This is a genomic window from Pseudomonas sp. HLG18 (genome assembly GCF_051903985.1).
GTDB classification, from domain to species: Bacteria; Pseudomonadota; Gammaproteobacteria; order Pseudomonadales; family Pseudomonadaceae; genus Aquipseudomonas; species Aquipseudomonas fluorescens_BT.
In genome coordinates, this window is record NZ_CP195831.1 from 2,928,436 (window position 1) to 2,942,296 (window position 13,861).

Annotated in this window: 17 protein-coding genes; 5 read left to right on the forward strand and 12 right to left on the reverse strand. The window is 56.6% G+C overall.

Annotated features, from left to right (window positions below; all coding sequences use genetic code 11):
* Window positions 1-8: 8 nt before the first annotated feature.
* Complete coding sequence (locus ACSPX5_RS13480; RefSeq protein ID WP_169431034.1) at window positions 9-725, reverse strand: FadR/GntR family transcriptional regulator; 717 nt, start codon at window positions 723-725, stop codon at window positions 9-11.
* Window positions 726-1,090: 365 nt separating this feature from the next.
* Between ACSPX5_RS13480 and ACSPX5_RS13485 the strand changes: the two genes are divergently transcribed.
* Window positions 1,091-2,437, forward strand: coding sequence for an MFS transporter (locus ACSPX5_RS13485; protein WP_439821900.1), 1,347 nt, complete (start codon window positions 1,091-1,093; stop codon window positions 2,435-2,437).
* A gap of 24 nt (window positions 2,438-2,461) precedes the next feature.
* Window positions 2,462-3,805, forward strand: coding sequence for a glucarate dehydratase (gudD, locus tag ACSPX5_RS13490; protein ID WP_439821901.1), 1,344 nt, complete (start codon window positions 2,462-2,464; stop codon window positions 3,803-3,805).
* Here the strand turns inward: gudD and ACSPX5_RS13495 are convergent.
* Entirely contained in the window at window positions 3,802-4,677 is an 876-nt protein-coding gene (locus ACSPX5_RS13495; protein ID WP_439821902.1) for a LysR family transcriptional regulator, read from the reverse strand. The genes gudD and ACSPX5_RS13495 overlap by 4 nt on opposite strands.
* 160 nt (window positions 4,678-4,837) lie before the next feature.
* On the opposite strand from ACSPX5_RS13495, the gene ampC reads away from it, so the two are divergent.
* Complete coding sequence (gene ampC, locus ACSPX5_RS13500; RefSeq protein WP_439821903.1) at window positions 4,838-6,004, forward strand: class C beta-lactamase; 1,167 nt, start codon at window positions 4,838-4,840, stop codon at window positions 6,002-6,004.
* A gap of 66 nt (window positions 6,005-6,070) precedes the next feature.
* On the opposite strand, the gene ACSPX5_RS13505 is transcribed toward ampC, so the two are convergent.
* A complete protein-coding gene (locus tag ACSPX5_RS13505; protein WP_169431038.1) occupies window positions 6,071-6,637 on the reverse strand; it encodes a DUF4174 domain-containing protein in 567 nt (188 codons plus the stop codon).
* A 210-nt stretch (window positions 6,638-6,847) separates the two neighbouring features.
* Here ACSPX5_RS13505 and ACSPX5_RS13510 point away from each other — a divergent pair, with 210 nt between their 5' ends.
* On the forward strand, window positions 6,848-7,312 hold the full coding sequence (locus ACSPX5_RS13510; RefSeq protein ID WP_169431039.1) for a GNAT family N-acetyltransferase: 465 nt from the start codon (window positions 6,848-6,850) through the stop codon (window positions 7,310-7,312).
* Between the two features lie 4 nt (window positions 7,313-7,316).
* Here ACSPX5_RS13510 and ACSPX5_RS13515 read toward each other — a convergent pair whose 3' ends face one another.
* The 3 genes from ACSPX5_RS13515 to ACSPX5_RS13525 form a co-directional block, all read right to left on the reverse strand.
* The gene (locus ACSPX5_RS13515; protein WP_169431040.1) at window positions 7,317-7,643 is read right to left on the reverse strand and encodes a hypothetical protein; all 327 of its coding nucleotides are present in this window, start codon (window positions 7,641-7,643) and stop codon (window positions 7,317-7,319) included.
* A gap of 13 nt (window positions 7,644-7,656) precedes the next feature.
* Window positions 7,657-8,442, reverse strand: coding sequence for a sulfite exporter TauE/SafE family protein (locus ACSPX5_RS13520; protein ID WP_169431041.1), 786 nt, complete (start codon window positions 8,440-8,442; stop codon window positions 7,657-7,659).
* Window positions 8,443-8,537: 95 nt separating this feature from the next.
* Window positions 8,538-9,287, reverse strand: coding sequence for a hypothetical protein (locus ACSPX5_RS13525; protein WP_323160110.1), 750 nt, complete (start codon window positions 9,285-9,287; stop codon window positions 8,538-8,540).
* A 246-nt stretch (window positions 9,288-9,533) separates the two neighbouring features.
* On the opposite strand from ACSPX5_RS13525, the gene ACSPX5_RS13530 reads away from it, so the two are divergent.
* Entirely contained in the window at window positions 9,534-10,682 is a 1,149-nt protein-coding gene (locus ACSPX5_RS13530; RefSeq protein ID WP_207864012.1) for an aldose epimerase family protein, read from the forward strand.
* A 134-nt stretch (window positions 10,683-10,816) separates the two neighbouring features.
* On the opposite strand, the gene ACSPX5_RS13535 is transcribed toward ACSPX5_RS13530, so the two are convergent.
* The 6 genes from ACSPX5_RS13535 to ACSPX5_RS13560 all read right to left on the reverse strand — a co-directional run bounded on the left by ACSPX5_RS13535 (window position 10,817) and on the right by ACSPX5_RS13560 (window position 13,861).
* The gene (locus ACSPX5_RS13535) at window positions 10,817-11,080 is read right to left on the reverse strand and encodes a PAAR domain-containing protein (protein ID WP_439821904.1); all 264 of its coding nucleotides are present in this window, start codon (window positions 11,078-11,080) and stop codon (window positions 10,817-10,819) included.
* 67 nt (window positions 11,081-11,147) lie between these two features.
* Window positions 11,148-11,474 carry a hypothetical protein gene (locus ACSPX5_RS13540; protein ID WP_169431044.1) on the reverse strand — a complete coding sequence of 109 codons (327 nt, stop codon included), beginning with the start codon at window positions 11,472-11,474 and terminating at the stop codon, window positions 11,148-11,150.
* 10 nt (window positions 11,475-11,484) lie between these two features.
* The gene (locus ACSPX5_RS13545; RefSeq protein WP_169428214.1) at window positions 11,485-11,739 is read right to left on the reverse strand and encodes an Imm32 family immunity protein; all 255 of its coding nucleotides are present in this window, start codon (window positions 11,737-11,739) and stop codon (window positions 11,485-11,487) included.
* Between the two features lie 113 nt (window positions 11,740-11,852).
* On the reverse strand, window positions 11,853-12,392 hold the full coding sequence (locus ACSPX5_RS13550) for a hypothetical protein (protein ID WP_169431045.1): 540 nt from the start codon (window positions 12,390-12,392) through the stop codon (window positions 11,853-11,855).
* 215 nt (window positions 12,393-12,607) lie between these two features.
* A complete protein-coding gene (locus tag ACSPX5_RS13555) occupies window positions 12,608-13,009 on the reverse strand; it encodes a hypothetical protein (protein ID WP_323160107.1) in 402 nt (133 codons plus the stop codon).
* Window positions 13,010-13,234: 225 nt separating this feature from the next.
* Window positions 13,235-13,861 carry a hypothetical protein gene (locus ACSPX5_RS13560; RefSeq protein ID WP_169431047.1) on the reverse strand — a complete coding sequence of 209 codons (627 nt, stop codon included), beginning with the start codon at window positions 13,859-13,861 and terminating at the stop codon, window positions 13,235-13,237.

Consider the following 13,861-nt stretch of genomic DNA (forward strand, 5'->3'; position numbering starts at 1 on the left):
GCGGCGCTTCAGGCTCCGCCTGCCGAAAACCGGTCACGACTGTTGCTCAGGTGCAACCACATCGCTGCCCGCGCCGCGTCCGGGTCCTGACGTTTGATCGCGTTGAAAATCGCCTCATGCTCAAGATTCGCCAGTTGCCCGAGCTTGCTCAAATCCACCGCCCCGCGCTCGGCCGCATTGACCCGCGTGCGCGGAATCATCGCGCTGCCCAGGTGCTGCATGATTTCGGTGAAGCAGACATTGCCGGTGGCTTCGGCAATCAGCAGGTGAAAGCGCCGGTCGGCTTCAACGCAGCTGTCGTTGTTGGCCAATAGACGCTGATAGTCATCCAGCGCCTGACGCATCTGCACCAGTTGTTGCTCGGTGCGGCGCTGCGCGGCCAGCGCTGCCGCTTGCGTCTCCAGCCCCATGCGCAATTCAAGAATGCTGCGCACGCCCAGTGCGGTGTCGACATTCAGCCGCAACCCCTGCTCCGGTGCGCGTTCGATCACGAAGGTGCCGATGCCGTGCCGCGTCTCCACCAGCCCAGACGCCTGCAACTTGGAAATCGCCTCGCGCACCACGGTGCGACTGACGCCGTGTTCCTGAACGATCGAGTTTTCTGACGGCAGCTTGTCACCGGGCAGCATCTGGCCGAGCAGGATGCTCTGGGTGAGTTTTTCCACCAGGTCGTGGGCCAGGTTGTGCGCGCGCTTGCGAGCAGGTGCGTCGAGGTCTTCTTGCATGGTCGGTTCCGGTGATCAGGGCACACCGATCGTAGCACTGGGTGCGATGACTTGTATGAGCTCCTATGAATTCCGAGCCACAACTTGTATGACAACCTTCGAATTTAGCTAGACAACCTCTCACTTCGCCGAGCAATTGCCCCACGACCACTGGCAAAAATTACTCTGTCATATCTGACACAACCCTTACCAAAGCCTACAAACACGGCACATAAAATCTGAAAAAGCATAAAAACCCTTTCCCGTAGACAAATTTGATTGACCTCTCCCGCTTGTAGGACAAAAAAATCTAGTTGTATGATGTCTATCAACAACGCAACACCCAGCCACACCCCGCATAAAAATAACGAGTGGGAGAAAACCAAGTGAAATCATCCATTGCCGGGATGAACGAGGGCGCCGATTCGGTGCTGTCCTCCGCCATTGCCAAAGTCAAACGCCACGTCCTGCCGCTGTTCGTGATCATGTTCATCGTCAATTACATTGACCGGGTGAACATCGGCTTCGTCCGCACTCACATGGAACATGACCTCGGCATCGGTGCCGCGGCCTACGGTTTCGGTGCCGGACTGTTCTTCATCGGTTACGCGCTGTTCGAAGTCCCCTCCAACATGCTGCTGCAAAAGGTCGGCGCGCGAATCTGGCTGACCCGCATCATGCTCACCTGGGGCCTGGTGGCCGCCGGGATGGCGTTCATCCAGAACGAAACCCACTTCTACATCCTGCGTTTTTTGCTCGGCGTGGCCGAAGCCGGGTTCTTTCCCGGAGTGATCTACTACTTCACCCGCTGGTTGCCGGGGGCCGAGCGCGGCAAGGCGATTGCGATTTTCTTGAGTGGTTCGGCCGTGGCCTCGCTGATTTCCGGTCCGCTGTCCGGCCTGCTGTTGCAGATCGAAGGTCTGGGCCTGCACGGCTGGCAGTGGATGTATTTCATTGAGGGGATGTTCTCGGTCGGCCTGTGCGTATTCGTCTGGTTCTGGCTCGACGCTAAACCCCACGATGCGAAGTGGCTGACCCGCGCCGAGCAGGATGCGCTGGTCAAAGCCATCGACGGTGAGCAGAAGGCCCGCGAAGCCGCGACCCCGATCCGGCCGTCGCTGGGCAAGCTGCTCAAGGATCGCCAGATCATCCTGTTCTGCCTGATCTACTTCTTCATTCAATTGACGATCTACGCCGCGACGTTCTGGCTGCCGAGCATCATCAAGAAGATGGGCGAGATGAGCGACTTCCAGGTCGGCCTGTTCAACTCGATTCCGTGGCTGCTGTCGATCATCGGCATGTACGCGTTCGCCTCGTTCTCGGCGAAGTGGAAACACCAGCAGGCGTGGGTGGCCACGGCGCTGTTGATCGCCGCCGCAGGGATGTTCATGTCCACCACTGGCGGACCGATTTTTGCCTTCGTCGCGATCTGCTTTGCTGCGCTGGGTTTCAAATCCGCGTCTTCGCTGTTCTGGCCGATTCCGCAGGCTTACCTCGACGCACGGATCGCCGCTGCCGTCATCGCGCTGATCAACTCGGTGGGCAACCTCGGCGGCTTCGTCGCCCCCACCACTTTCGGCTTGCTGGAACAACACACCGGTTCGATTCAGGGCGGCCTCTATGGCCTGGCCGCGACGTCGATCATCGCCGCAATCATCGTGTTCGCCGCCCGCATGACACCCAAATCCGCCCCTGACATCGCCGTAGCCGATACCGCGCCGAAACACGCCTGAATCCGTTTGAAAGGACAACAAGACATGACCGCACACGACATCGCCAAAGCCCCGATCATCACCGAGATGCAAGTCATCCCGGTGGCCGGCCACGACGGTATGCTGCTCAACCTGAGCGGCGCCCACGGGCCGTTTTTCACCCGCAACATCGTCATCCTCAAGGACAACGCCGGCCACACCGGCGTCGGTGAAGTGCCCGGCGGCGAACGCATCCGCCAGACCCTCGAAGACGCCCGCAGCCTGGTGGTCGGCAGCCCGATCGGCACGTATCAGAAGATCCTCAACCAGGTGCGCCAGACCTTCGCCGACCGCGACGCCGGAGGCCGTGGCCTGCAAACCTTCGACCTGCGCATCACCATTCACGCGGTCACCGGGCTCGAAGCCGCCCTGCTCGACCTGCTCGGCCAACACCTCGACGTGCCGGTGGCTGCGTTGCTCGGCGAAGGCCAGCAGCGCGATGAAGTGAAGATGCTCGGTTACCTGTTCTACGTGGGCGATCGCCGGGAAACCGACCTCGCCTATCGCAGCGAACCGGATGCCGACAACGACTGGTTCCGCGTGCGTCACGAGAAAGCCATGACCGCCGACGCCGTAGTGCGTCTGGCAGAGGCGGCCCATGCGCGTTACGGCTTCAAGGACTTCAAACTCAAGGGCGGCGTGCTCAGCGGCGATGCCGAAATCGAAGCGGTGACCGCACTGGCCGAGCGCTTCCCCGACGCGCGCATTACTCTCGATCCGAACGGTGCGTGGTCACTGAAAGAAGCGATCCGACTGTGCCGCGACCAACATCATGTGCTGGCCTACGCCGAAGACCCGTGCGGTGCGGAAAACGGTTATTCGGGCCGTGAAGTGATGGCGGAATTTCGACGCGCCACCGGCCTGAAAACCGCCACCAACATGATCGCCACCGACTGGCGCGAGATGGGTCACGCGATTCAATTGCAGTCGGTGGACATTCCGCTGGCCGACCCACATTTCTGGACCATGCAGGGTTCGGTGCGCGTGGCGCAGATGTGCCACGAATGGGGCCTGACCTGGGGCTCACACTCCAACAATCACTTCGACATTTCCCTGGCGATGTTCACCCACGTCGCTGCCGCCGCACCGGGTGAAATCACCGCCATCGACACCCACTGGATCTGGCAGGACGGCCAGCGCCTGACCAAGGCGCCGCTGCAAATCGTCGACGGCTGCGTGCAGGTGCCGAAGAAACCGGGGCTGGGCGTGGAGCTGGACATGGATCAGGTGGCCAAGGCCCATGAACTCTATAAAGGCATGGGGCTCGGCGCGCGGGATGACAGCGTGGCGATGCAGTTTCTGATTCCGGGCTGGACGTTCGATAACAAGAAGCCGTGCCTGGTGCGCTAAGCCTGCGCAACCTCCAGTAACCAGTGTCTGAACGCCGCCATCGCCGACGTCTCCGGCCGTGACTGCAACCGCGTCAGCCAATAGCTGCCGGTGGTGATTTCGATGGCAAAGGGTTGGCGGACCAGATCCGCCGCCAGTTGCCGGGCAAACATCAACGGCGGCGCCAGTGCCACCCCGCCGCCTTGCAATGCCGCCTCCATCATCGCCAGCGACGAGTCGAACACGATGCTCTGGGGCGGCGCGGCATGGGTCGCCAGACCGGCCGCGTGAAACCATTCAGGCCACTCATCGGTGCGATAGGAGCGCAACAAACGCTGCTGCAGAAGATCCCCCGGCGTGTGCAACTGTCGGGCGATTTCCGGCACGCAGAGCACCGACAACGGCGCCTCCAGCAAACGGGTCGCCTCGATGCCGTGCCACGCCCCGGCGCCAAACCGGATTGCGTAATCCAGCCCTTCGGCGGCGACGTCCACTCGATTGTTGTTGGTCGACAGTCGCAAATCTATGAGCGGATGTTTCGCCTGAAAGTCTGCCAGCCTCGGCAACAACCACCCCACGGCGAAAGTCCCGACCGCGCCGACGGTGAGCATTTCCCGATATTGCCCGCCCGCCAGACGCTCGAGCATCTGCGCGATATGATCGAACGAGGTGGTCAGCACCGGCAGCAGAGTTTCGCCCTCGCCGGTCAGCATCAGCCCACGGGGCAGGCGTTTGAACAGGATCACGCCGAGTTGCGCCTCCAGACTTTTGACCTGATGGCTGACGGCCGCCTGGGTCACGCACAACTCCACCGCCGCACGTGTGAAGCTCAGGTGGCGCGCAGAAGCTTCAAAGGCGCGCAATGCATTCAACGGCAATTGAGGTCGAATCATGCCAAGTCCCAAATTTTTCTAATGGCTCTTCCGAGTTTTCATCGTTTGTCGAACGACGCCGGACTGCCTAGATTTGGCGGCGCCGATCAGCAGCCCAATGAAAAAACGCTCGCAGTGTAGCGGGATAACACCATTAGCACTCATGGAGAGTGATTCAAGCATGTCTTCGATCAACCTGAACAAACTCAAGTCCTTCAGCGCTTTCGGACTTTTCTTCAGCGCCGCCACCTGCCTGGCCGCCCCACAAACCGACGATCAATTACAGGCGCTGGTCAAGGCCTCCGTGACCCCGGTCATGCAGCAACAGGACATCGCAGGTCTGGCGGTGGCCGTGACTGTCGATGGCAAGGCGCATTACTTTAACTACGGTGTCGCTGACAAAAGCACCGGACAAGCGGTGAATGAAAACACCCTGTTCGAAATCGGCTCGGTGAGCAAAACCTTCACCGCGACCCTCGCCGCCTACGCCCAGGCCAGCGGCAAACTGCAATTCTCCGACAAGGCCAGCCAGTACTGGCCCGAACTGAAAGGCAGCGCTTTCGACCACATCAGCCTGCTGCAACTGGGCACCTACAGCGCGGGAGGCCTGCCGCTGCAATTCCCGGATGCCGCGGATTCTGCCGACAAGATGCTCGGCTTTTACCAACAGTGGAAACCGACCTTTCCGGCCGGCAGCCATCGCCTGTATTCCAACCCGAGCATCGGCCTGTTCGGTTATCTGGCGGCGAAAAGCCTCGGACAGCCGTTCAATCAGGTCATGACCGAAACCCTGCTGCCGAAACTCGGGCTCAAGCACACCTTCCTGTCCGTGCCGGTTTCTGAAGAAAAGCTCTACGCCCAGGGCTATGACAAGAACAACAAACCGGTTCGAGTCAGCCCCGGCGCCCTCGACTCCGAAGCCTACGGCGTGAAAACCAGCGCCGCCGACCTGCTGCAATACGTCGAGGCCAACCTCGACACCGCCAAACTCGAAACACCCCTGCAAAAAGCCATCGCCCTCACCCACACCGGCTACTACACCGTCGGCGACATGACCCAAGGCCTGGGCTGGGAACGCTACACCTACCCGATCAGCCTCGACCGCCTGCTGGACGGCAACTCGACGCCGATGGCCATGGAACCGCACAAGGTCAAATGGCTCAACCCGCCACAGGCGGAACCGGCGAACGTGCTGCTGAACAAGACCGGCTCTACAGCAGGTTACGGCGCCTACGTCGCGTTTGTGCCGTCGAAGAAAGTCGGGATCGTGATTCTGGCGAACCGCAATTACCCGAATGGAGAGCGGGTGAAGATTGCGCACAAGATTCTGGGGGAGTTAACCCGGTAATCACGGCATAAAAAACGGGCGACCTGAGAAGGTCGCCCGTTTTTTGATAACCGCTGAATCAGAACATCAATCATCCGGCATTTCCGGCGGCTTGGCCGGTTTGGTTGGCTTCGTCGGTTTTGTCCCTTTCGCACCCTTGGCCGGCGCCGGTTCAGCAGCAGCCGGGGCAGTCACCACAGTGGAAGTGGCTTCTTTCTCGGCGGCAGGCAGCGCATCAATGGTGTCGAAAATCTTCTTCAAATCGACCGCCGCCGCTTCATCCCCCGAAGCCGAGAGCTTGGTCTCGCCATCCTTGCCCACCAGAAAGACCTTCGGATACGCCCCGGCGCCGAGCTTCAGCGAGCGCAGCAGCGCCATGGTCTGCTGCTGCTCCAGGCTTTTGCCATCGACCTGACCGCTCATGCTCAGGATGGTGTAAACCTTGATCTTGCGGTCGGCGATGCCTTGTTTGTTGGCCGGGTCGTCCAGCGCTTTTTTCAGGCTGACCCAATAAGAATCGACCGTACTGGAAGCGATCACGATCACCGGGCGGTTGATGCCCTTGTCGACGTCCAGAGGGGAATCGCCGTCGGCGGCGAACAGGGGGCCGGCAATCGCCAGCAAGAGTGTCAGGGTCAGTGACCTGATGAGCATGCGCATCTCCTTTTGATATCCACGCTCTAATGATTGCGCATCGCGGCGATTGTTCCGGGGGCTGCCCGGCAAAAGTGTTTCGCCTTGCCCAAAGCTTAGGTCAGCACCGATTTTGCGCAACCGGATACGCACGATCCTCTCGCGCATTTGATTACCTTTTATGAGCGCATTAGGGTGGCTGTTCAACCTGTGAAATGGAGTTCAACGCGCATGCACATCGACTACCTCTGCCATCACCCGCAACTGATCGAGGAACTGGCTGAACTGAACTTCAAGGAATGGGGCCAGTACAGCCCCAAAGACACCCTCGCCAGCCGCACTGAACGTATGCGCGCCGCCTGCGGCAAAGGTGCGATTCCCAGCGTGGTGGTGGCGATCGAAGACGGAAAACTGCTCGGCGGTGCGCTGCTGATCGACAGCGACATGGACACGCGCCCGCAACTGACGCCGTGGCTGGCCGGGGTCTACGTGAAGGCCGAACAGCGTGGCCGCGGCATCGCCTCGCAACTGGTCAACCGCATCGTCGAGGAAGCCGCCGCCCTGGGCGTCCCGCAGCTGTACCTGTACACCGATGCCGCGCAGTCGCTGTATGCGCGGCTGGGTTGGGAGGTGCTGGAAGAAACGGAATACGACGGTTTGCCGGTGACGGTGATGAAGCGCTCGCTCAGCCATTAAGCACTTAGCTCAGCGCCAAATCGAGCGCCGCTTCCAGCCCCGATGGATCAACGCATCGGCCGTCAAGGCGAAGCCTTCCGTCATCGAGGCTGACGTTCAAGATCAAAGTTGGCTTGTCGCCCGGATATTTGCGCAGCAGTAGATCAATAGCACCAGCGGTTTCATTGGTAGTGGAAATCAGGTCCCACTGGCTGCCACTCAAGTCCAGCAGCGTCTGTTGACGATGCTGGTCAACCACCAATGGCGCGTAGAGCCAGTGGCTCATGCGCATTTCCCGGGGCTCGACCGTGATGGCGAGACGGCCATTGCAATGGAATGTGGTTTCGCTCATGGCTGCCTGCCGATCAGAACGCCAGCTTGTAACCGATCAACACCAGCATCGTCGCCAGGCACGGACGCAGCAGTTCATCGGAGACGCGGCCGGTCAGGTGGCTGCCGAGCCAGATGCCCGGCAGCGAGCCGACCAGCAGAAAGCCCAGCACGCCCCAGTCCATGTTGCCCATGCTCGCGTGGCCGAGGCCGGCCACCAGGGTCAGCGGTACGGCGTGGGCGATTTCGGTGCCGACCAGGCGGCGGGTCGGCAGCAGCGGATAGAGGATGAACAGCGCGACGGTGCCGAGGGCGCCGGCACCGATGGAGGTCAGGGCGACCATGGTGCCGAGGATCAGACCGGTAATCACCGTCATGATATTCAAGCGCGTGCCGCTGGGGTTGTAGTTGCCGCCGGCGCGTTTGTGGGCGAATTCCAGCAGGCGCTTCTTGAACAGAATCGCCAGCGCCGTGGCGAACAGCACGAAGCCCAGCGCCTGCTTGATGATGGCGTTCATCGCGTCCGGCGCGGTGTGCAGGGTGCTCAGGAACCACAAGGTCATCGCCACCGCCGGGACACTGCCCAGGGTCAGCCAGCCGGTGATGGCCCAGTCGATGTTCTTGTTCTTCCTGTGAACCAGCACGCCGCTGGATTTGGTGATGGCCGCGTACAGCAGATCCGTGCCCACCGCCGTGGCCGGATTGATGCCGAACCACAGCAGGATCGGCGTCATCAACGAACCGCCGCCGACACCGGTCATGCCGACGATGAACCCCACGACCAGCCCGGCAATCACCAGACCGAAATTTGCCAATTCCATTAAGACATCCAGAAGACGACAGGAAAAATCTGGCCCGCAGCATAGCGATTTTTCTTATAACCTCCTATATCGATCCGATCTATCGTTATGCCATTTCACTGCACCGGCAAAAAATTCAAAAACAGCAGGCTCTGGGCGTAATTCAAACCGATGCGCCGGTAGCGCTCATCGAGCATCTGGGTCAGCAGATCCAGGCGTGCCACGACTTTGCCGAACTCCGTGGCAAAGCTCAGGTTGCTGCCCTCTTCTGAAATTTCGTTGGAGAACAGCAGCGGCTGGCCTTCCTTGTTCTGCCGCTGGGCAAGGATCCACGTGGCTTTTTCGATGTTGCGTGCGGCGTTGTTGACGAAGGTCGGGTTGATCGCATCGGTCATGTAGAACTCGGTGCGGTTGCCGTGGGCAGTGACCAGCATGCTGCCGATCGCATAGATGAAGGCGCCGACCCGGTCACCGAGAAACTCGGGGCTCATCGCATAGCTCAGTGCCGCCAGATCTTTCTTGCCGCCGAGAGTTGGCAGAGGTTGCTGCTGTTCGATGGCCAGTCGCACCTGTTTGACCGCCGTGCGGATGTCGAGGAAGCCGGATTTGCGCAGCTCGTCCGGGTTGCGCAGGTACAACTTGCCCATCAAGCGATAGAGGCTGTCGAGGTTGTCGCGCATCGCCAGCGTAGCCATGCGGTCGACGCTGGTCTGGAGAAATTCCTGAGGCCTGCCCTCGCGCATCTGGCTGATGAAATTGTTGCCGTCCTGATGGCTGCAACCGCCGAACAGCAGCGTCGACAGGCAGGCCAGCAGCAGGCACGGGCGGTGAATGAATGCAGCGATGTGAGGCAAAACTCTCGGCATGAATTCTTTGAAGGACACATTCCTGTGCGGCGGGAGTCACCGCAACCTGGCCATGGATAGAGCCGGGGATTTCGCAAAAGTGCGGTGCCAGGGTGGATTCCCGACCTTCGGTGCTGGTTGCCTTTTTCATTTAGTCGGACTTTATTTTTGCAATAAACGCTAAATCCGCTATAAATCTTCATTCACACGACAATTAGCATGACTATTTAACGATTTTCAAAACAACAACAAAATGGAAGGTCAACCATGCTTCAATCCAGACACTCACTCTGCGGCCTCGGACTGTCCCTGATGATCGCCACCCTCTCCGCCCAGGCCGCCGGCCTGTCCAGCGAACACAAAGCCTTCGGTAAAACCAATGACGGCACCCCCGTCGAGCAATACATCCTGCGCAACAGCCACGGCATGCAAGCCACGGTCATCACCTACGGCGCGACCTTGCAGGCGCTGCAAGTGCCGGACAAACACGGCAAGCTCGACGACATCGTCCTCGGTTTCGACGATGTGCAGGGCTACCAGAAAGGCACCGCGTACTTTGGCGCGACCATCGGCCGCTTCGGCAATCGTCTGGCCGATGGCGCTTTCGAACTCGACGGCAAGCGTTATCAAGTGCCGCAGAACGACAAGACCAACGCCTTGCACGGCGGCACGCAGGGCTTCGACAAAAAGGTCTGGAAGGCGAAGGAAACCAAGGACAAGGATTCGGTCGGCGTGACCCTGACCTACCTGTCGGCGGATGGCGAAATGGGTTTCCCCGGCAACCTCACCACCGAAGTGACCTACCGCCTCACCGACAGCAACGAGCTGCGCATCGACTACAAGGCCAGCACCGACAAACCGACGGTGCTCAACCTGACCAACCACAGCTACTTCAACCTCGCCGGCGCCGGCAACGGCGACATCCTCAAACAGGTCGCCACCCTGCACGCCAGCCATTACACCCCGGTCACCGCCAAACTGATTCCGACCGGCGAACTGGCCCCCGTGGCCGGCACACCGATGGACTTCACCAAACCCACCGCCATCGGCCAGCACATCAAGGCCGACCATCCGCAGTTGAAATTCGCTGAAGAGAAACAAGGCGGCTTCGATTTCAACTGGGCGCTGGACACCAAGGGTGACGTCAGCAAACTCGCCGCCGAAGTCAGCGACCCGCAATCCGGTCGCCACTTGCAACTGTTCACCAACGAACCGGGCGTGCAGTTCTACACCAGCAACTTCCTCGACGGCACGGTCAAGGGCAAGGGTGGCAAGGTCTATCCGCACTGGGGCGCGTTCACCCTGGAAACCCAGCACTACCCGGACTCGCCGAACCAGCCGAACTTCCCGAGTACCCGACTGGATCCGGGACAGACCTACACCCAGACCGTGGTGTTGAAGTTTTCTGCTAAGTAAGAGCAAAAGATCGCAGGCTGTGGCAGCGTCTATAGGGGAAAATTGATCCTGATGTAGGGCTGTCGCAGGCTGGGATCTTTTTTTTGACTCCAGATATCGACCAAGGCAGACAGGAGTAGCCGAGATTCAGAGACTCAGCTGATCACTGAGCCTTTCGGGCCACTGGCAATCAGCGCCGCACCACAGGCAGTTTTCATACCGTCCAGCGCGATGGGTGTGCCGTCCACGGTGTAAGTGCTGCTGCCCTCGGCAATCGGGAAAATCCCCTTGCACAGCGGGCAACTGACCTTGTGACCAACCCCGGCAATCGGCTTGCCGTTGAGGTCGGTCCGGGAGAATGCTTCGAGGACCTTGCCACCGTGAGTGGTGGAGTCGCCGAGGCGGATTGCGTCTTTCATGTTGTCACTCCTTTGACCAAGGCCTGTTTATTCGCACTAATGCACGATGCAGACATTCAAGCGTTCTTCAAACATTGCCCTTGATGCGAAATGCATCCTTAAGCGGCACCTCATCATCACCTTCCTCAAGACATCTATAGTCGCTGTCACCCAACGCCGAGAGCAAGGTTTGGTATAGGTTCAATGACTTGAAATTGACCTGAAGCCACAAAACGCTCCCACTTTCATAGATCAATCGAGCGTCATAATCGGCGCTACTGTTGAGCGACTGATCTTTCAGGTAGAGGTCGCCAGGTTGTTGTGCGCGAATACATGCATCGCTGCCCTTTATTTTCTTCATTACTTTGCTGGCAGAGGTTGTGTCGCCGAACACCAGCTTGTATTCATGACTCATGATCCGATACTTACACAGGCTTCACCAAGCTGTTATTCAACGCGATGAAGTCCACATTCGCGTCATAGTCGAAGTCTTCAACTATATCTTGAAGGTGCTTATGCTCAAGACCATTCGTTGACATCTCATACGATGCATTAATAAGAAAAACACCAAGCTCTCTAATCGTTTGTGGATCAGCAAGAATCGAAACCTCATCCAGCTGAATACTCGCATCACTACCGACAGCGGTCCCGTGCACAGTAAACTCAGTCAGCCTTTTCATAGATTGAGACCTTTATCCCGAAAGCTTTAAAAATTACAACCTTTAAAGGTGACAAATTTATAAAAAGCAAAAGTCATGCTATCACTCTTTTAGTTGTGAGCGGATGGCACTATTCATTGCATAGTACTGCCCAAATAAATCTGTCGAACCAGCCGTTTGAAAGCATTTGAGCAGCCTTTTGAACTGGCTTCGCTTATCATCGATTCGGGAGTAAGGCACTCGAACGTTTCATGCACTGCTTTCCTTGCTATGTCACCAAAACGCTCATTATCAAAATCGCATTCAACAGTTGAAATCATGTATGAGCTTCTTTTGGATCGCCGACCAAATCTTATTACAATGCTTTCATCAAAAATCAGTGCCCCTTCACTTTCATCTTCGGAAAAATAGAACGAAATCCGATTATCGCCTATCTGCCTCAACGCTGCAGCAAATGGCTGCTTTTTCAAAAGAGAAGTCAGCCTCACCCCACATGCAACACCAAGGCCGCACCCTAACGCCTCACTTACAAAAAAATATTGCTTAAATACAATCGATACTTTTCGACACAAATAAGAAACGCTGTATTCCTTCTCGAAAAAATGAAAATCATCCAGATCCCCGACCAACTCAAAATCGGCATTTAAAAACTCAGACTCAGAGAAACCCTTCAATTCAAAAATATTTGGTTGAAGATTACCCGCTCCTTCTAAAAACAGCGCAATCAGCTTATAAAAATCAGTAGAAATCTTATATCTCCTTATTTACGCGCCATCGGGTTCTTTCCTGCGGCATAGTGCCCACTCAGAAAGGTACCGACCTGAACAAAGGTGACAGATTTATATAATGCAAAAATCATACAAAAATAAATCCCCCATTACCCCACAAATTACAACTGAGGAATATCAATGTTATTTTTGCGAAGAATTGAAGTTATTTTCTCTAAGAACATGGCCGGCAGCTCGCTTGGAGTTCCATAGACATCTACTATTCCGACCTCGACCGCGCTATCCACAATATGACAAAAATCGTCAATATCTTGAGATGGAATCGATTGCCTAAGTTCTTGAGGCATATCATCCCCCCTTCCATTGAGCGGCAATAGCGCCCCCCTTCTCTCCCACTCAGCCAAGTCACGGCCTTCAGGACGACTATTAAGGTGGGCTATCAACTCATCGACCGTCACGTGCTGAATAGACTTTGCTGCGCAATAAGCATTTAAAGATTTCGATGCATAGAGTTGCAAATCTATCGGAGAAAGTTTTAAAAGCCTGTTCGAAAACTCTGACATCAAGAATTTCCTCCGCACCCTAAAGTCAAACTTCTTTACTAAGGGACTACAAACTGAACCAGGCGGCTTGTTAGTGCCATTCACATCACGGACGCCCCCCCTAATTAAAAAACAAACCCGCCCCCACCATTGCGTTCGGCCTTGTGGGGTTTTATCAGAGACAGACCACATTTAAACACTATTAAAAACGCGACCTGCCTCCATGAGGTTAAGAACACTCGCCAACTAATTTATTGGAAGTTGCGACGAAGCATCAACCATCACCCATTCAGCTGTTCCCGCGGTAATACTGCCAAACTCTTCAAAAAAATAAGTCAAATCGTTAGAAAACACATCGAACGCACCATGCCCATATTCGCCAGAAATTTTCGCAATAGCGACATAGTGGCAGGACCTTTTGAGAAGTTCATATACATCATGACTTATGGATAACTCATCATTTTGCAAAAAAGTAGTCAGCATAGGGGCAATGGGTTTATCTACGCTTCGATGCCGTGAGAGCACTTCATATTTTTTGATATCTATTTCGTATTGCCTGTGCGCGCGAACTGCGAGCTCAAACTCCCCATCTTTATCCCTAAACATAAAGAACGGCATATAGCAAAGTTCATTATTTGAAGGCGACTGAAGCCTTCCATCGATATCAATGTAGTAGCAACTAGCAATCAAAGCTTTGATCGCAGCGGAGCCCTGGATGGTTTTATTGAAACCGATAGTGCCTTTTTGATCAACAGAAGCTAAAAGTGCAAAATCATCATTAACTTCCGCAGGAATATTTTTAATGCGAGCACTTGAGGTTTTTTTGAAATCATCAAATTTAGCCCGATAGCATATAATTTTGTAGTCGTTCAC